Annotated in this window: 12 protein-coding genes and 1 pseudogene; 5 read left to right on the plus strand and 8 right to left on the minus strand. The window is 69.5% G+C overall.

The window, feature by feature from the left end; genetic code table 11:
• Positions 1–44: 44 nt before the first annotated feature.
• Complete coding sequence (locus OG352_RS34800) at positions 45–2960, minus strand: glycoside hydrolase family 48 protein (RefSeq protein ID WP_329222421.1); 2916 nt, start codon at positions 2958–2960, stop codon at positions 45–47.
• Between the two features lie 274 nt (positions 2961–3234).
• On the opposite strand from OG352_RS34800, the gene OG352_RS34805 reads away from it, so the two are divergent.
• Positions 3235–4740: a cellulase family glycosylhydrolase gene (locus tag OG352_RS34805; RefSeq protein ID WP_329222422.1), complete on the plus strand. Its 1506-nt coding sequence runs from the start codon at positions 3235–3237 to the stop codon at positions 4738–4740.
• A gap of 78 nt (positions 4741–4818) precedes the next feature.
• Positions 4819–6543 carry a glycoside hydrolase family 6 protein gene (locus OG352_RS34810; protein WP_329222423.1) on the plus strand — a complete coding sequence of 575 codons (1725 nt, stop codon included), beginning with the start codon at positions 4819–4821 and terminating at the stop codon, positions 6541–6543.
• A 50-nt stretch (positions 6544–6593) separates the two neighbouring features.
• Here OG352_RS34810 and OG352_RS34815 read toward each other — a convergent pair.
• Positions 6594–6692 (minus strand): annotated as a pseudogene (locus OG352_RS34815) (phytanoyl-CoA dioxygenase); the annotation flags it as partial.
• A 121-nt stretch (positions 6693–6813) separates the two neighbouring features.
• On the opposite strand from OG352_RS34815, the gene OG352_RS34820 reads away from it, so the two are divergent.
• Positions 6814–7743, plus strand: coding sequence for a class I SAM-dependent methyltransferase (locus OG352_RS34820; protein WP_329222424.1), 930 nt, complete (start codon positions 6814–6816; stop codon positions 7741–7743).
• Positions 7744–8076: 333 nt separating this feature from the next.
• On the opposite strand, the gene OG352_RS34825 is transcribed toward OG352_RS34820, so the two are convergent.
• From OG352_RS34825 to OG352_RS34835, 3 genes are all read right to left on the minus strand, one after another.
• Positions 8077–8913, minus strand: a complete 837-nt coding sequence (locus OG352_RS34825; RefSeq protein WP_329222425.1) for an aldo/keto reductase — start codon at positions 8911–8913, stop codon at positions 8077–8079.
• Positions 8914–9089: 176 nt separating this feature from the next.
• Positions 9090–10916 (minus strand): AMP-dependent synthetase/ligase, encoded by a 1827-nt coding sequence (locus tag OG352_RS34830; protein ID WP_329224070.1) that lies wholly within the window; start codon positions 10914–10916, stop codon positions 9090–9092.
• A gap of 276 nt (positions 10917–11192) precedes the next feature.
• A complete protein-coding gene (locus OG352_RS34835; protein ID WP_329222427.1) occupies positions 11193–12068 on the minus strand; it encodes a LysR substrate-binding domain-containing protein in 876 nt (291 codons plus the stop codon).
• Between the two features lie 244 nt (positions 12069–12312).
• On the opposite strand from OG352_RS34835, the gene OG352_RS34840 reads away from it, so the two are divergent.
• Together OG352_RS34840 and OG352_RS34845 are read left to right on the plus strand one after the other, a co-directional pair.
• Positions 12313–13302 (plus strand): bile acid:sodium symporter family protein, encoded by a 990-nt coding sequence (locus tag OG352_RS34840; RefSeq protein WP_329224071.1) that lies wholly within the window; start codon positions 12313–12315, stop codon positions 13300–13302.
• Positions 13303–13420: 118 nt separating this feature from the next.
• Entirely contained in the window at positions 13421–13948 is a 528-nt protein-coding gene (locus OG352_RS34845) for an isochorismatase family protein (protein ID WP_329222428.1), read from the plus strand.
• A 108-nt stretch (positions 13949–14056) separates the two neighbouring features.
• Here OG352_RS34845 and fdhD read toward each other — a convergent pair whose 3' ends face one another.
• The 3 genes from fdhD to OG352_RS34860 are packed head-to-tail and all read right to left on the minus strand — an operon-like array spanning position 14057 to position 17689.
• Positions 14057–14905, minus strand: coding sequence for a formate dehydrogenase accessory sulfurtransferase FdhD (gene fdhD / locus OG352_RS34850; protein ID WP_329222429.1), 849 nt, complete (start codon positions 14903–14905; stop codon positions 14057–14059).
• Positions 14906–14912: 7 nt separating this feature from the next.
• Complete coding sequence (locus tag OG352_RS34855; RefSeq protein ID WP_329222430.1) at positions 14913–15773, minus strand: 2Fe-2S iron-sulfur cluster-binding protein; 861 nt, start codon at positions 15771–15773, stop codon at positions 14913–14915.
• Positions 15770–17689 (minus strand): NADH-ubiquinone oxidoreductase-F iron-sulfur binding region domain-containing protein, encoded by a 1920-nt coding sequence (locus OG352_RS34860; protein ID WP_329224072.1) that lies wholly within the window; start codon positions 17687–17689, stop codon positions 15770–15772. The genes OG352_RS34855 and OG352_RS34860 overlap by 4 nt, the downstream gene beginning before the upstream one ends.
• Positions 17690–17769: the final 80 nt, after the last annotated feature.

The following is a 17769-nucleotide window of genomic DNA, read 5'->3' on the forward strand; positions in this document are numbered from 1 at the left end:
CCGCAGTTCAAGAACCGCCCAACCCGCGGAGCGCGTTGCGGGGACTATTCGAGAAGCTCCGCGTACGAACCCATGGCCAGGGCGATGTCCGCCTGGGCCCAGAACCGGTGGTACGTGAACACGGGCGCGGCACCGCCCGCGAGATAGCTCTCGATCTTCGACCAGGCCGGGTCGTTCTTGTAGAAGGACCGGAGCGAGGCGAAGGTGGAGGAGGAGTTGACCGTGTCGCCGTTCGGCATCTTGCCGCTCCAGCCGCTCGGGACGTACACGCCGTCGTCGAAGCGGTTGTAGTCGGCGCGGGTCTCCGGGACCGCGATGCCCAGGGCGTCCTGGTCGTTGCTCCACATGCCGTCCAGGAGCGCCTTGGCGACTGTCTTCGCCTCCGTGTCACCGGACTTGGCGGCGTAGTACGTCAGGGTCTTGGCGTACGCGGCCGCCACGCCGACGTCGTTGGTGTAGTCGGCGACCGTGACGTGAAGTCCCGTGTTGGCACCGGGAGTCGACGCGTTCCAGGTGTCGGGCTGGCCCGACCACTGGAGGGTGGAGGGGATCAGGAAGGAGCCGTCCGGGTTGATCGTGGTCTTGGACAGCGCCCAGTCCACCCACTTGTCGAGAACCGCCTTGGCGCCGGCGTTCCCCGTCTGCTGGTAGTACTCGGCGACCCGCTCCATCGACCACGCCTGGAAGCCGAACCACTGGTTGGACGGCGGGTCGTGGTAGACGGGCTGCTGGTCGTAGTACATGCCGTAGAAGGTCGACGTGCCGGCCGGGGGAGTCGCGTAACGGCCCGCCCAACTGTTCGTCGCCCCGCCCGCGATGGCGCCCTCGCTGGACTGCAGCCAGCGATAGAACTCCAGTTGCCGGGTCAGGGACTTGGCCCAATCCGCCTGCCCTGTCGCTGACTTGGGCTTCAGGTCGGCGTAACTGCTCAGCGCGTAGGCGGCCAGCGGGTTCTGGTAGCCGCCGTGCGTGTGGCTGGAGCCGATGCGCCAGGCCCAGCCGGCACTGGTGTCCGTGGCGCCGCCCCAGGCGTAGTACCAGGACATCAGATAGTGCGAGGCGTCCTTGCCGGTGCCGGCCGGGCAGGCGGTCGGTCCGACACAGTTGCCGATCTTCTTGAAGTATTTGTCGTACATCGCGTAGCGCAGGTAGTCGCCCATCTTCGCGGCCTTGCCGACGGCCGTGGAGACGTCGCTGCCCTTGCCTTGCGCCTTGGCCCAGACGTCCGCCCAGTACGCGGCCTGCACGACCCGTGCGTCGGCGTCGGGGGCGTTGGTGTACTTCCACTGCTTCGCGTAGGAGGCGTCGCCGGTGAACAGGTCCAGGTACCCGTTCGTGCCGCCGTACTTGAAGGCGTCGCAGGTCGGCTGCGGCACCGTCTCCCACACCGACTCCTGCGAGCCGCGCTGGAAGGTGTTGATGTACGACGGCCCGGTGTCCGTCGGACCGGCCTCGCACTTGCCGGGCGAGTTGCCGTAGCCATAGGTGTTGTCGACGTCCTGCAGCCAGTGCATACCGTAGACGTCGTCCGTACCGTATGCGGTCTTCAGTTCACCGGCTATCGGATCCGATCCCACGGACACACCGGTGTCCAGCTTCGCCGGATACTCGTTCGGGGTGTCCAGCTCGGGCGCGTACGTCGCCGGCTTCGACGCGTTGTAGAACGAGTTCGTCGGCTGGTCGGCGTGGGTGGGGATCATGTACTTCTCCATGATGTCCCAGGCGCCGTTGAACTTGGTCCAGTCGCCGGTGATCTTCCCGTACATCGCCTGCAGCCAGAGCAGGTAGCTGTACGCCTCCGACGTGGTCTCGTGCCCCTGGTCCGGGGCCTCGACGATCAGCGTCTCGACCGAGTGGTACGGGATGCCCTCGGGGGAGAAGTAGCCGTTCGCCGGGTTGGTGATCTTGCCGTAGAGGTCGAGGAACCGGGCGTCGTACGCCTTGCCGCCCGCGATCTCGGTGGCCGTGACCGTGGCCTTCGCGAGCCCGGTCGCCGTCGACTCGAAGGTCGCGGCGCCCGTCCCGGAGGCGTTGGCGGTGAGGGTCACGGTCTGGGCGGTGCTCCAGTTCGACGGTGTGAAGGTGAGGCTCGCGCCGCCCGTCACCGTCAGGCCCGTGTTTCCGGTGGTGCGGGCGGTCGTGACGGTCACACTGGCCGACGGCTGGGTCGACAGCTTCAGCGTGTAGGTGCCCGTCTTGCCCTGCTGCACGGCCAGTTGGTTCGTGGACGCGACCACGGCGGGTCCCGAGGCGACCGTGATGCCGACCGGGGTCGACGACGCCGACGCGCCCAGGCTGTCGTAGCCCTTGGCGACCAGGGAGTGGCTGCCCACGGACAACCCGGATGCGGACAGGGTGTAGGGCGCGCTCGTGTCCGTGCCCAGCAGGGTCGTGTCGTCGTAGAACTCGATCTTGGAGATCGTCGCGTTGTCGGCGGCCGCGGCGGTCGCCGCGAGCGGCACCGCGTTCCCCTGCGTGTAGACGGCGCCCGCGGCCGGGCTGGTCAGCACGGTGACCGGCGGCTGGTGCGCGCCGACACAGGTCGTGCCGTTGACCGCGAAGCTCGTGGGAGCGGCGTTCGTGCCGCTGTAGGTGAACTGGGCCCCCGTGCTGACCGCCGCGCCGGCGGCGATCGTCGCGTTGAACGAGGCGTTGTTCACCTTGATCTGCTGACCGGACTGCGTCCAGCTGCCGTTCCAGCCGTTGGACAGCTTCTGGTTGCCCGCGTAGGAGTACGTCAGGCTCCAGCCGCTGATCGCGTCGGTGCCCCGGTTGGTGAGGGTCACGTCCGCGGTGAACCCGGAGCCCCAGTCATTGGTCTTGTAGTCCACGCTGCACTGAAGTGCCGCCGCCTGGGCGGGAGTTGGGAGCGTGCTCAGCATGGCGAAGGGAAGCGCGAGGGACGCCACGACGGCGGTCCACAGGCGCCGCGCCGTGCGGCGTCTGCGTGAGGGATCCATGATGCTGGTTCCTCCTTGCGGCTCGGAGAAGTGGGGGAGGAGCAACAAGCCTTGAACCAGTGGGAGCGCTCCCATAGTGGGGATGGGGGTGAACGCGGTCAAGACGCTTGAAGAGTCGAAAAGATTCGACGCCGAGAGTTGAGTGAAAGTCAGGGAAAGTCGGTGACGCCTCTGTTCTTTGCCAGCACTTGGCGCTAACTTCGAGACACCAGTGGGAGCGGTTCCATCAGTCGACGCGTCTGTCACGACGCGCCTGAGCTGCAAGGAGTCGCTCATGCGACACCCCACGCGTTCAGTACTTTTAGCCGTCGCCGGCACGGTCGCCCTCGGGACGGGCGTGACCCTGCCGATCCTGACGGCTCAGGGAGCCACGCCCGCCTGCACGGTGGAGTACACCGTCACCAGCCAGTGGGACGCTGGCTTCCAGGGTGCCGTGAAGATCACCAACAACGCGGCAGCCGTGAGCAGTTGGAGTCTCACCTTCGACTTCGCGAACGGCCAGAAGGTCACCCAGGGCTGGACCGCCAAGTGGTCCCAGTCGGGTACGGCCGTCACCGCCGCGAACGAGAGCTGGAACGGCTCCCTCGGCACGGGCGCGAGCGTCAGCGCCGGCTTCATCGCCTCCAGGTCGGGCGCGAACGCCGTACCGGCGACGTTCAAGCTCAACGGCACCACCTGCAACGTCGACACCCAACCGACCCCCACCCCCACCCCCACCCCCACCCCCAGCCCCCCGCCCTCGACCGATCCACCGGACACCGGTGACGGGCCGCCCGCGCTGCACGTCTCGGGGAACAAGCTCGTGGACGCCGGCGGGAAGACCCGCCGTCTGCTCGGCGTGAACCGCTCCGGCGGCGAGTTCATGTGCGTACAGGGGCGCGGCATCTGGGACGGACCGGTCGACGACGCCTCCGTCAAGGCGATCGCCGACTGGCACGTCAACACCGTCCGCATTCCGCTCAACGAGGAGTGCTGGCTGGGCCTGTCGAACATCAACTCCGCTTACGGCGGCACCAATTACGTCAACGCCGTCAAGGATCTGGTGGCCCGCGTCAAGGCGCACGGCATGACGCCGATCGTCGAACTGCACTGGACCTACGGCCAGTACACGGGCAACTCGGCCGGCTGCTCCGACGTGCACGCCAGTTGCCAGAAGCCGATGCCCGACATGCAGTACACGCCGTCGTTCTGGACCTCGGTGGCCAACACCTTCAAGGGTGACGCGGCCGTCGTGTTCGACCTGTTCAACGAGCCCTACCCGGACCGCGCCACCTCCACGACCACCCAGGCGTGGCAGTGCTGGCGGGACGGCGGCACCTGCCCCGGCATCGGGTATGAAGTCGCCGGTATGCAGGATCTCGTCGACTCCGTACGGTCGACCGGCGCCAAGAACGTGATCCTGGCCGGCGGGATCGCGTACTCCAACGACCTCAGTCAGTGGCTGGCCTACAAGCCCACCGACCCGACCGGCAATCTCGCCGCCGCGTACCACGTCTACAACTTCAACACCTGCGCGAACGAGAGCTGCTGGAACTCGACGCTCGCCCCCGTCGCGGCCCAAGTGCCGCTGGTGGCAGGGGAGATCGGCGAGAACACCTGCTCGCACGGTTTCGTCGACCAGGTCATGAAGTGGTTCGACGACCGCGGACTGTCGTACCTGGGCTGGACCTGGAACACCTGGGACTGCTCCTCCGGTCCGTCCCTGATCTCCGCCTTCGACGGGACGCCCACCGCGTACGGCATCGGACTGCGCGACCATCTGCGCGCACTCGACGGATAGGCGCGACAACAGAGCACGGCCAACGCAAGGAACCAAGGAAACGGACAACTCCCGCGACCAAGAAGGAAACCCGCACTCATGAGCCGTAGCAGAACAGCGGTACTCGCCGCGCTGGCGCTGGTCGCCGGCGCCTCAGGGACGGCGCTCGCCGTCGTCCCCGGCGATCCGGGCATCGCCGCCATCCCGTGCAGCGTCGACTACAAGGTGCAGAACGACTGGGGCACCGGCTTCACCGCCGCCGTCACCGTGACCAACAACTCGGCGGCGAAGTCGAGTTGGTCCGTGAAGTGGGCGTACGCCGGCAGCCAGAAGGTCACCAGCGGCTGGAACGCGAAGGTCACCCAGTCCGGTACGGCCGTCACCGCCAACAACGAGACCTACAACGGGACGCTGGCGACCGGCGGTTCGGTCAGCTTCGGATTCCAGGGCACCTACAGCGGTACCAACGCGATCCCGGCCACGTTCACCCTCGACGGCGTGACCTGCAACGTGGACAGCGGTACCGGCGGGCCCACCGACCCCGGCACGCCGACCGACCCCGGCACCCCGTCCACCAAGGTCGACAACCCCTACGCCGGCGCCAAGGTGTACGTGAACCCCGAATGGTCGGCGAAGGCCGCCGCCGAGACGGGCGGCAGCCGCATCTCCAGCCAGCCCACCGGCGTCTGGCTCGACCGCATCGCCGCCATCAACGGCGTGAACGGCGGCATGGGCCTGCGCGCCCACCTGGACGCGGCCCTCGCCCAGAAGGGCAGCGGCCAGGAAGTCGTCCAACTGGTCGTCTACGACCTGCCCGGCCGGGACTGCGCGGCACTCGCCTCCAACGGCGAGCTCGGCCCGACGGAGATCGACAAGTACAAGACGCAGTTCATCGACCCGATCGCGACGATCCTCGCGGACAGCAAGTACGCCGGTCTGCGGATCGTCACCACCATCGAGATCGACTCGCTGCCGAACCTCGTCACCAACACCGGCAGCCGGCCCACCGCCACCGCGGCCTGCGACACCATGAAGGCCAACGGCAACTACGTGAAGGGCGTCGGCTACGCGCTGAACAAGCTCGGCGAGATCCCCAACGTCTACAACTACATCGACGCCGGTCACCACGGCTGGCTCGGCTGGGACGACAACTTCGCCCCCTCCGCCCAGCTCTTCTACCAGGCCGCCACCGCCGAAGGGGCGACGGTGGACGACGTGCACGGCTTCATCACCAACACGGCGAACTACAGCGCCCTGAAGGAGAACAACTACACGATCAACGACTCGGTGGCCGGCAAGTCGGTCCGCGAGTCGAAGTGGGTGGACTGGAACCGGTACGTCGACGAGCAGTCGTACGCACAGGGCTTCCGCACCCAGTTGGTCTCCGCCGGCTTCCGGTCGGGCATCGGCATGCTGATCGACACCTCCCGCAACGGCTGGGGCGGCACCGCCCGGCCCACCGGCCCGGGGGCGACGACCAGCGTGGACACCTATGTCAACGGCGGCCGTTACGACCGTCGTATCCACGTCGGCAACTGGTGCAACCAGTCCGGCGCCGGCCTCGGCGAGCGCCCGCAGGCGGCTCCGGCCGCCGGGATCGACGCGTACGTGTGGATGAAGCCGCCGGGTGAGTCCGACGGAGCCAGCAGCGCCATCCCGAACGACGAGGGCAAGGGCTTCGACCAGATGTGCGACCCGACGTACACGGGCAACGCCCGTAACGGCAACAGCATGTCGGGCGCACTGGCGAACGCCCCGCTGTCCGGGCACTGGTTCTCGGCGCAGTTCCAGCAGTTGATGCAGAACGCGTACCCGCCGCTGTAGGCAGTGGACAGTAGCGGTGAGCTGAGGTGACGGTGATCCGTCGGGGTCGGTCAGCCCTCCTGGGCCAGATCCCGGCGGATCGCCGACTCCACCGCCGAGTAGTTCCCGTCCGGCCGCTCCAGCTCATAGGGGGCGGCCGGAAGCAGTGGCCATCCTCGGCGAACGGACTTGCCGTCCGCATCCTGTTTTTTGCCGTCCCGGCAACATGAGTGGACCTCGCCCGGTGCGTCGGAGCACGCTGACGGCACACCGGACGAGAGGCTGACGACCATGGCGCACCCCCCGCATCCCCCGCACGAATCCCACGGCGACGAGCACCCCCACACCCACGGCCACCTCCACAACCACGGCCACGCCACCGACATCGACTGGGCCGAGATGGCCCCGCACCTGGAGGCGCAGGCCGAACTGTTCGCGCCCCTGTACGAGCGGGCCCTGTCCTGGCTCGGCAAGGAGGTGACCGAGCCGGGGCTGATCGTGGACGCGGGCAGTGGACCCGGCGTCATCTCCTGTCTGTTCGCCGAGACGTTCCCCGGGGCGCGGGTCATGGCGGTCGACGGCTCCGCGCCGCTCCTGGAACGGGCTCAACAGCGCGCCGAGCGACTCGGGTACGGCGACCGATTCGGCACCCTGGCCGGTGAACTCCCCGGCGTACTCGGCGAGTTGGACTACCCCGTCGACCTGCTGTGGGCCGGCCGCAGCCTGCATCACCTGGGCGACCAGCGCGCCGCCCTGACCGCCTTCGCGCAGCGTCTCGCACCCGGCGGAACCGTGGCGATCATGGAGGGCGGTCTGCCGTCCCGCTTCCTGCCGCGCGACCTCGGCTTCGGGCGGCCCGGCCTGGAGGCGCGGCTCGACGCGCTGCAGGAGGAGTGGTTCGCGCGGATGCGGGACGACCTGCCCGGCTCACTGGCCGAGACCGAGGACTGGGCGGCGCTGCTCGGCGCGGCCGGACTGAAGCACGCCCGCACCCGCAGCTTCCTCCTCGACCTGCCTGCCCCCGCCTCCGACCGGGCCCGTGACTACATCGCCGCGTCCCTGTCCCGGCTGCGCGACGTCTTCGGCGACACCCTGGACCCCGACGACCGCACCGTCCTGGACCGGCTGCTCGACCCGCAGGACGAGGCGGGCCTGCACCGTCGGCAGGACGTCTTCGTGCTGGCCGCCCACACGGTGCACACGGCGGTCAAGCCGGCCTGACGGAGCTTCACTTGGACAGCGCTCGATGTCGACGTACGGCCCATCGAGCGGCCCGGCAGACGAGCCCGGCAGACGAGCCCGGCAGACGAGCCCGACGCACGAGCCCGACGCACGAGCCCGACGCACGAGCCCGATGCACGAGCCCGATGCACGAGCCCGATGCACGAGCCCGATGCACGAGCCCGACGGACAAGCCCGACGGACAAGCCCGACGGACAAGCCCGGCAGACGAGCCCGTCCCAACAGCCCGTCCGACGCGTCGAGGACGCCCCCATCTGGGGGCGCCCTCGACGCGTGCGGGTGAGTTCAGCCGTTCGTTCGGCCCTTCGGAGCTCAGCCCATGTCGAACGTGCCCGGGTCCGGGCCGATGCGCCGGTCCTCGTTCAGCGCGCTGATCGCCGCCAGGTCCTCGGTGTCCAGGCTGAAGTCGAACACCTCGATGTTCTCCTTGATCCGCGACGGCGTCACGGACTTCGGGATCACGACGTTGCCGAGCTGGAGGTGCCAGCGCAGCACGACCTGGGCCGGGGTGCGGTTGTGCTTCTGGCCGATCGCCACGATCGCCGGGACCTCGAGGAGGCCCTTGCCCTGGCCGAGCGGGGACCAGGCCTCGGTGGCGATTCCCTGCTGCGCGTGGATCTCGCGGGAGGCGTGCTGCTGCAGGTGCGGGTGCAGCTCGATCTGGTTGACCGCCGGGATGACCGACGTCTCGCCGATCAGCCGCTCCAGGTGCTCCGGCAGGAAGTTGGACACGCCGATGGCCCGTGCCCGGCCGTCCGCGAGGAGCTTCTCGAACGCCTTGTACGTGTCGACGTACTTGTCGCGGGCGGGCAGCGGCCAGTGGATGAGATACAGGTCCACGTGGTCCAGGCCGAGCTTCTCCAGGGAGGTGTCGAAGGCGCGGAGTGTCGCGTCGTACCCCTGGTCGCCGTTCCAGAGCTTGGTGGTGACGAAGATGTCCTTGCGGGGCACGCCGGAGGAGGCGATGGCCTTGCCGGTGCCCTCCTCGTTGCCGTAGATCGCCGCTGTGTCGATGCTGCGGTACCCGGCCTCCAGGGCGGTGGCGACCGCGCGCTCCGCCTCGTCGTCCGGCACCTGCCAGACGCCGAAGCCCAGCTGGGGCATCTCCACACCGTTGTTGAGGATGATCGGGGGGACCTTGCTGCTCACGAGCTCTTGATCCTTCGGTTGTCCGTCAAAGTGGTACTCCCATCGTCAACGATCACGATGGGTGATGCATTCCTGACCCCTTCATTTCTGACCTCTTCATTGTCATTCCTCCCCGGGTGCCCGCCGCAACCCCGTTCACACCCGGAGGAAACCCTGGAGGCCGTACAGTGCGACCCCTAGGTGCCGTACAGCGCGTCGACTTCCTTCGCGTAGGCGTTTTCGATCGCCTTGCGTTTCAGCTTCAGCGACGGGGTCAGCAGTCCGTGCTCCTCGGTGAACGGCTGGGCGAGGATGCGGAAGGTGCGGATCTGCTCGGCCTGCGAGACCAGGGTGTTCGCCGCTACGACGGCCCGGCGCACCTCCGCCTCCAGGTCCGGATCGCGCACCAGCTCGACGGCGGGCAACCGCGGTTTGTCGCACATCTGCAGCCAGTGCTCGACGGCCTCCTGGTCGAGGGTGACCAGGGCGGCCACGAACGGCCGGTCGTTGCCCACGAGGATGCACTGGTTGACCAGCGGATGGTCGCGCACCCGCTCCTCCAACTGCCCCGGCGAGACGCTCTTGCCGCCGGAGGTGACCAGGATCTCCTTCTTGCGGCCGGTGATCGTGAGGTAGCCGTCCTCGTCGAGTGAACCCAGGTCGCCGGTGGCCAGCCAGCCGTCGTGCAGGGTCTCGTCCGTCGCCTTGGGGTTGTTCAGGTAACCCCGGAAAACGTTGTCCCCGCGCAGCCAGATCTCGCCGTCGTCCGCGATGTGCACGGTCATCCCGGGGATGGCCTGGCCGACGGTGCCGTAGCGGGTGCGTCCGGGCGGGTTGGCGGTCGCGGCCGCCGTCGTCTCGGTGAGGCCGTAGCCCTCGTAGATCTGCACACCCGCGCCGGCGAAGAACAGGCCGAGCCTGCGGTCCATGGCCGAGCCGCCGGACATGGCGTGCCGGACGCGGCCGCCCATGGCCGCGCGCACCTTGGAGTAGACGAGCTTCTCGAACAACTGGTGCTGCATGCGCAGGCCCGCCGAGGGGCCGGGGCCGATGCCCCACGCGTTCGCCTCGACGGCCTCCGCGTAGGTGACGGCCACGTCGACGGCCTTCTCGAACGGCCCCGCCCTGCCCTCCCGCTCGGCCTTGCGGCGGGCCGCGTTGAAGACCTTCTCGAAGATGTACGGCACGGCCAGGAAGAACGTCGGTCTGAAGAGGGCCAGGTCGGGAAGCAGCGCGGACGCGTGCAACTGGGGCTGGTGGCCGAAGCGGACCTTGCCGCGGATCGCGGCGATCTGCACCATCCGCCCGAAGACGTGCGCGAGCGGCAGGAACAGCAGGGTCGCCGCCTCGTCGCCCTTCTTGGAGTGGAACACCGGCTCCCAGCGCTCGATGACGGTGTCCGCCTCGAACATGAAGTTCCGGTGGGAGATGACACAGCCCTTGGGCCGGCCCGTCGTACCGGACGTGTAGATGATCGTCGCGGTCGAGCCGGGAGTGACCGCCTGCCGGTGCCGGTGGACGACGTCGTCCTCGATGGCCGCGCCGGCGTCGTACAGCTCCTGCACACAGCCCGAGTCCACCTGCCACAGTTGCCGCAACCGGGGGAGGCGGTCGATGACGGTGGCGATCGTCATCGCGTGGTCCTCGTGCTCGACGACCGCGGCCGTGCACTCGGCGTCGTAGAGCATCCAGAAGCACTGCTCGGCGGACGAGGTCGGGTAGACCGGCACCACCTGGGCGCCGATCGTCCACAGGGCGAAGTCGAAGAGCGTCCACTCGTAGCGGGTGCGGCACATGATCGCGACGCGGTCGCCGAAGCGGATGCCCTGGGCGAGCAGGCCCTTGGCGAGGGCGAGGACCTCGTCGCGGAACTCGGCGGCGGTGACGTCCCGCCATGCGCCCCGCTCGTCCTTGCGGCCGAGGGCGATGTACCGCGGGTCGTCCTGCGCGTGCTGGAAGACGACGTCGGCCAGACCGCCGACCGGCGGTGCCAACGCCAACGGAGGGTTGGTGAACTCGCGCAAACCCAGCACCCCGCTTCCGCTTCTGGCTTCGAAATGGCCGATTCTCATGCCCGTACAGCGCCGTGAAAGCTACCCCACCCGGCGATGAGGTGGGAACGGGGTGGGAGAGGGGAGCAGAGCGAGCGACGTCCTCGTCTGTGCTGGTCAGGGCGGGGAAACGGGCGCACATGGGGAAGGGGCGGACAGAAAGCTGACGGTTGAGTAAGTTTCGGTACCGTAATCTCCACCGAATCTGCCCGTATCGCTTACTTTGCCCGCCGTCTCCTGTCTGGGCGTTCAGCCCGTCGTCGGACGTCGGTGCAGTCGGTCGCCGCCCGCCAGGATCGCCGCCGCCAGGGCGTCCGCGGCGCCCTGGGCCGACGTCCGCCGGCGTCCGTGCACCAGGACGAAGTCGACCCGCCCCAGTTCGGGCAACCCCGCCCGGTCCGGGATCCGTACCAGGCCCGGCGGGATCAGGCCCCGTGAGTGCGCCATGACGCCCAGGCCCGCCCGGGCCGCCGCGATGAGGCCGCTGAGGCTGCCGCTCGTGCACACGATCCGCCAGTCCCGGCCCTGCCGTTCCAGCGCCTCCAGGGCCAGCGCGCGGGTGATGCCCGGCGGCGGGAACACGATGAGCGGAACCGGACGGTCGGCGTCCAGACGCAGCCGCTCCGCGCCGATCCACACCAGCCCGTCGTGCCACACCAGCTCGCCCCGCGGATCCTCGGGGCGCCGCTTGGCCAGCACCAGGTCCAGCTTCCCGGCGGCCAGTTGCTCGTGCAGGGTGCCCGACAGCTCCACCGTCAGTTCCAGGTCGACCTCGGGATGGTCGTAGCGGAAGCCCTCCAGGATCTCCGGCAGCCGGGTCAGTACGAAGTCCTCCGAGGCGCCGAAGCGCAGCCGGCCGCGCAGCCGGGTGCCGGTGAAGAAGGCCGCGGCCTGTTCGTGGACGTCCAGGATCCGGCGCGCGAACCCGAGCATCGCCTCGCCGTCCTCCGTGAGCTCCACGGAGTGCGTGTCCCGGGTGAACAGCGTCCGCCCGGTCGCGTCCTCCAGACGCCGCACGTGCTGGCTGACGGTGGACTGCCGCAGCCCGAGCCGCCGCGCGGCCTGCGTGAAACTCAGCGTCTGGGCGACGGCGAGGAAGGTGCGCAGATGGGATGGCTCGTACACACCCGTCACAGTAGCCCCTGAGGGGGTTGGTTATCGCATCACGTGATGACAGTGAGTGCGGTGTACGGGATTCCCGATCACGGTCCGGAAGGGGACCATGGAGAGGGGCCCTCCGGGCCCTGACGCAAGCCCGTCGAACCCGTCGAACCGCGGTAGCGAACCCGTCGAACCGCATGTATCGAGCCCATCGAGCCCATCGAACCGCACGTGGAGCACCGTGAAACGCCTGCACTGGCCGAGTTGGATGCCGGTCGACCCCTACATCCTGCTGTTGCTCGGGACCGTCGGGCTCGCGGCACTCTTCCCGGCGCGCGCCGCCGCCGCCGACGTGGCCTCCGGCGCCTCCACGGCCGCGATCGCCTTCCTCTTCCTCCTGTACGGCGCCCGCCTGTCCACCCGTGAGGCGCTGGACGGACTGAAGCACTGGCGACTCCACGTGACCGTCCTGGCCTGCACTTTCGTCGTCCTTCCGCTGCTGGGTCTGGCCGCACGCGGCCTCGTCCCGGTCTTCCTCACCCACCCGCTCTACCAGGGGCTGCTCTTCCTCACCCTCGTCCCGTCGACCATCCAGTCGTCGATCGCCTTCACCTCCATGGCCCGTGGCAACGTGCCCGCCGCGATCTGCGCGGGCTCCTTCTCCTCCCTCGTCGGCATCGTCGTCACCCCACTGCTGGCGGCCGCCCTGCTCGGCAGCGGCGGCGGCGGCTTCTCCGCCGACTCGCTCGTCCAGATCGTGCTGCAACTGCTCGTACCGTTCCTCGCGGGGCAGTTGCTGCGCCACTGGATCGGCGGGTTCGTCACCCGGCACAAGAAGGTGCTCGGACTCGTCGACCGCGGCTCGATTCTCCTCGTCGTCTACACCGCGTTCAGCGAGGGCATGGTCCAGGGCATCTGGCACCAGGTCAGCGCCGCACGGCTGGGTGGACTGCTCGTCGTCGAGGCCGTCCTGCTCGCGGTGATGCTCGCCCTGACGTGGTACGGCGGCAAGGCGCTGCGGTTCAACCGGGAGGACCGCATCGCCATCCAGTTCGCCGGCTCCAAGAAGTCCCTCGCCGCCGGACTGCCCATGGCGAGCGTCCTGTTCGGCGCGCACGCCTCCCTCGCCGTACTGCCGCTGATGCTCTTCCACCAGATGCAGCTCATGGTGTGCGCGATCATCGCCAAACGCCGGGCGCGCGATCCGCTGGAGCCGTCGCGCGAGCGGGCCGAGGAGAGGGCACCGGCTGTGGCGTGATGTGGCGTGATGTGGCGTGATGTGGCGTGATGTGGCGTGATGTGGCGTGGTGTGGCGCGTGAGGTGGTCGGTGGCCGGATTTCCGGCACGGACGGCTGACGGCGGATAACGTTCCGTCATGACCGCAGCTCTCGCGCTCGACCCCGCGCACACCGCCCTTGTCCTCGTCGACCTGATGGACCGCATCGTCGCCCTGCCTCTGGCACCCCGCAAGGGCACCGAAGTGCTCGCCGTCGCCGAGGAGTTGGCGGCGGAGTTCCGCTCGGCCGGCGCCCTCGTCGTCCTGGTCCGCGTCGAGCGCCCCGGCATCGCCGAGCAGCCGCCCGGCAGCGGGCTGGTCCAAAAACTGCTCCAGGACGGCGACTTGGAGATCGTCAAGCGCACGATCGGAGCCTTCCAGGGCACCGGCCTCGACGACCGTCTCCGCGAACTCGGCGTCAGCACCCTCGTGTTCGGCGGCATCGCCACCAACCTCGGCGTCGAGTCCACCGCACGCGCCGCCGGCGACCTCGGCTACGACCTGGTCTTCGTCGAGGACGCGATGTCCGCCCTCACCGAAGCCGAACACGAGGCGTCGGTGAAACTGGACTTCCCCCGGCTGGGGACGGTGGCCCGTGCGGCCGAGGTGCGGTTCACGAGCGGCTGAGACAGGGCAGACGGGCTGGAAGAGGGGGTGGGCCGAGGCGGGACCCCTGCGGCGCAGGGGGCGCTCCCCGCCGGTCGGGGCCCCGCCGCCGTGCAGCGGGGAACCGGATCAGCCCTGAGCGGCCGCGGTCCGCAGGGTGATGCGGTTCTCACCCGCGTACACGTTCATGGAACTGCCCCGCAGGAAGCCCACCAGCGTCAGCCCGGTCTCCGTGGCCAGGTCCACGGCCAGGGAGGACGGCGCGGAGACCGCCGCGAGCAGCGGGAGGCCCGCCATCACGGCCTTCTGCGCCAGCTCGAACGAAGCCCGGCCCGAGACCAGCAGGATCGTCCGCGACAGAGGCAGGTCCCCGTTCTGCAGGGCCCGGCCGACCAGCTTGTCGACCGCGTTGTGCCGGCCCACGTCCTCCCGGACGTCGAGCAGCTCGCCGTCCTCGGAGAACAGGGCCGCGGCGTGGAGCCCCCCGGTCCGGTCGAACACCCGCTGCGCCGCGCGCAGCCGGTCGGGGAGGCTCGCGAGCAGCTCGGGCTCGATACGGAGGGGGGGAGTGTCGGCGATCGGCCAGCGGGTCGTCGTACGGACCGCGTCCAGGCTCGCCTTGCCGCACAGGCCGCAGGAGGAGGTGGTGTAGACGTTCCGCTCGAGGGTGATGTCGGGGATCGGCAGGCCGGGGGCCGTCCGGACGTCGACCACGTTGTAGGTGTTCGACCCGTCGACCGTCGCGCCCGCACAGTAGACGATATTCAGTAGATCGGATGCGGTGGCCAGTACACCTTCGCTGACCAGGAAGCCGGCGGCCAGCGCGAAGTCGTCGCCGGGCGTGCGCATGGTGATGGCGAGCGGCTTGCCGTTGAGCCGGATCTCCAGTGGTTCCTCGGCGACGAGGGTGTCCGGCCGGGTGGAGACCACTCCGTCCCTGATGCGGATCACTTTGCGTCGTTCGGTGACTCGTCCCATGTCCTGATCAGCCTCGGTTCTGTACGTGCTGGTAGCCGAAGCGGCCCTTGATGCAGAGATTGCCGTGGGTCACCGGGTTGTCGTGCGGTGAGGTGACCTTCACGATCTCATTGTCCTGCACGTGCAGGGTGAGGTTGCAGCCCACTCCGCAGTAGGCGCAGACGGTCGTGGTCCGCGTCTGCGCCGATTCGTCCCAGTTCCCGGCCGCGCGCCGGTCGAACTCGGACTTGAACGACAGCGCCCCCGTCGGGCACACCTCGATGCAGTTCCCGCAGTACACGCACGCCGAGTCGGTCAGCGGAGCGTCCTGCTCGACGGCGATCCGGGCGTCGAAACCGCGTCCCGCGACGGAGATCGCGAAGGTGTTCTGCCACTGGTCACCGCAGGCGTCCACGCACTTGTAACAGAGGATGCACTTGTCGTAGTCGCGGACGTAGAGATCGTTGTCGATCTTCGGTTCGTCGTCGAGCCGGGCCGCGTCCGGGCCGAAGCGGTCCGGCTTCGCCTCGTACTCCTTGATCCATTCCGCGACCAGTGGCGTCGTGGACAGGTCGACCGAGGACGCGAGCAGTTCGAGGACGATCTTGCGGCTGTGCCGGGCGCGCTCGGTGTCCGTCTTCACCGCCATGCCCGGTTCGGCCTTGCGGGAGCAGGCGGGGACGAGGGTGCGTGCGCCCTCGACCTCCACGACGCACACCCGGCAGGCGTTCTTCGGCCGCAGCGTGTCGCCCTGGCAGAGGGTCGGGACGTCCTTCCCGGCCGCCCGGCAGGCGTCGAGGATCGTCGAGCCCTCCGGCACCCGGGCCGGCTCGCCGTCGATCGTGAACTCCAGCAGCCGGCGCGGGATCCCCAGCGGTGTCACGGTCATTCGTACGCCCCCAGACGGTCGATGGCGGATTCCACGGCGTTCCACGCGGTCTGCCCGAGACCGCAGATCGAGGCGTCCCGCATGGCCCGGCCGACCTCCCGGAGCAGGGCGACATCGTCGGCCGCGGCGGCCCCGGTCCGTTCCACGATCCGGTGCAACGCCTCCTCCTGCCGCACGGTCCCGACCCGGCAGGGCACGCACTGCCCGCACGACTCGTCGCGGAAGAACTCCGCGATCCGCAACAGCAGTCGGGGCAGCGGGACGGCGTCGTCGAACGCCATGACGACCCCCGAACCGAGCGTGGTGCCCGCCTCCCGGGTGCCCTCGAAGGTCAGCGGGACGTCGAGTTCGTCGGGTCGTACGAAGCCGCCGGCCGCGCCGCCGAGGAGTACCGCCCGCAGGCCTTCGCGCACCCCCGCGAGGGTGAGCAGCTCGCCGAGCGTGGCGCCGAAGGGCAGCTCGTAGACGCCGGGGCGCTCCACACTGCCCGACACGCAGAACAGCTTCGGTCCGGTGGACCGCCCGGTGCCGATCGCCGCGTAGGCCGGTGCGCCCATGGTGAGGATCGGCAGGACGTTGACCAGCGTCTCGACGTTGTTCTCGACGGTGGGCCTGCCGAACAGGCCCTTTTCCACCGGGAACGGCGGCTTCGAACGCGGCTCGCCCCGGTACCCCTCGATGGAGTTGAACAGGGCGGTCTCCTCGCCGCAGATGTACGCGCCCGCGCCCCGCCGGATCTCCAGGTCGAAGGCGAAGCCCTGGCCGAGAATGTCGTCGCCCAGCAGCCCGCGCTCACGTACACGGTCGACCGCATATTGCATGCGGTGTATCGCACGCGGATACTCGCCACGGAGATACAGGTATCCCTTGTGCGCGCCGACCGCATACGCCGCGATCGTCATCGCCTCCACCAGCGCGTACGGGTCGCCCTCCATGAGCACCCGGTCCTTGAACGTGCCCGGCTCGGACTCGTCCGCGTTGCACACCAGGTAGTGCGGGTGGTCGGGCTGGGACGCCGTGGCCTGCCACTTGCGGCCGGTGGGGAAGGCGGCGCCGCCGCGCCCGACCAGGCCGGAGTCGGCGACCTCGCGGATGACTCCGGCGGGGCCGAGCGCGAAGGCCCGGCGCAGGGCCGAGTAGCCGCCGTGGGCGCGGTAGTCGTCGAGCGACGACGGATCCACCGCACCGACCCGGCTCAACAGGATCAGCGACGGATCCCTGGGTTGGGGCGCGGCTTGCGGTGTGGCCTGGCCCCCGGCTTGTGGTCCGGCCTGCGGCGCTGTCTGGTCCCCGGTCCGGGGCGCTGTCTGGCCGCCGGCCTGGGGCACGGCCTTCGGCGCGGTCCGGGGTGCGGTCTGGTCCCCGGCCTGGGGCACGGCCTTCGGTGCGGTCCGGGGTGCGGTCTGGTCCCCGGCCTGGGGCACGGCCTTCGGTGCGGTCCGGGGTGCGGTCTGGTCCCCGGCCTGGGGCACGGCCTTCGGTGCGGTCCGGGGCGCGGTCTGGGGCGCCGCCCTCGCCGCCGGCGGCTCCTCGGGGGCCGAGTCGGGCGCGCTCGCCGCGAGTACGGCCGCCGCCACGGTCGTCGGCGCCGACACAGCCGTACGCACCGGGTCGCCCGCCCTGATCGCGAGCGCCGCCGGAGCCCGTTCGCACAGGCCCAGACAGGGGCTCCGCTCGACGCGCACACCGCTGCCGGGTCCGAGCCCGGCCTCGACGCCCGCGCACAGTGCGGACGCCCCGGCGGCGGCGCACGCGAGGTCCGTGCACACGTGGAGCACGGTTGCGGGCCGGGGCTTCACCGAGAACCTCGCGTAGAAGGTGGCGACGCCGTACGCCTCCGCCGGCGGCACGGTCAGCCGTCGGCACAGGTAGTCGAGGGCGCCCTCACTGAGCCTCCGCCAAGTTCGTTTCCGCAGTTCAGTGGGGCTGGTGTGAGCCGCCGGTGAGGCCCTCACGCTGGCAGGTGGCGTGATCATCGGGGCGAGATCGTCCGCCC

It is taken from the genome of Streptomyces sp. NBC_01485, from assembly GCF_036227125.1.
Lineage (GTDB): Bacteria > Actinomycetota > Actinomycetes > Streptomycetales > Streptomycetaceae > Streptomyces.

Coding starts and splice junctions, on each gene's coding strand:
- OG352_RS34800 (WP_329222421.1), bottom strand. CDS start 2,960: ATGGATCCCTCACGCAGACGCCGCACGGCGCGGCGCCTGTGGACCGCC.
- OG352_RS34805 (WP_329222422.1), top strand. CDS start 3,235: ATGCGACACCCCACGCGTTCAGTACTTTTAGCCGTCGCCGGCACGGTC.
- OG352_RS34810 (WP_329222423.1), top strand. CDS start 4,819: ATGAGCCGTAGCAGAACAGCGGTACTCGCCGCGCTGGCGCTGGTCGCC.
- OG352_RS34820 (WP_329222424.1), top strand. CDS start 6,814: ATGGCGCACCCCCCGCATCCCCCGCACGAATCCCACGGCGACGAGCAC.
- OG352_RS34840 (WP_329224071.1), top strand. CDS start 12,313: ATGCCGGTCGACCCCTACATCCTGCTGTTGCTCGGGACCGTCGGGCTC.
- OG352_RS34845 (WP_329222428.1), top strand. CDS start 13,421: ATGACCGCAGCTCTCGCGCTCGACCCCGCGCACACCGCCCTTGTCCTC.
- fdhD (WP_329222429.1), bottom strand. CDS start 14,905: ATGGGACGAGTCACCGAACGACGCAAAGTGATCCGCATCAGGGACGGA.
- OG352_RS34855 (WP_329222430.1), bottom strand. CDS start 15,773: ATGACCGTGACACCGCTGGGGATCCCGCGCCGGCTGCTGGAGTTCACG.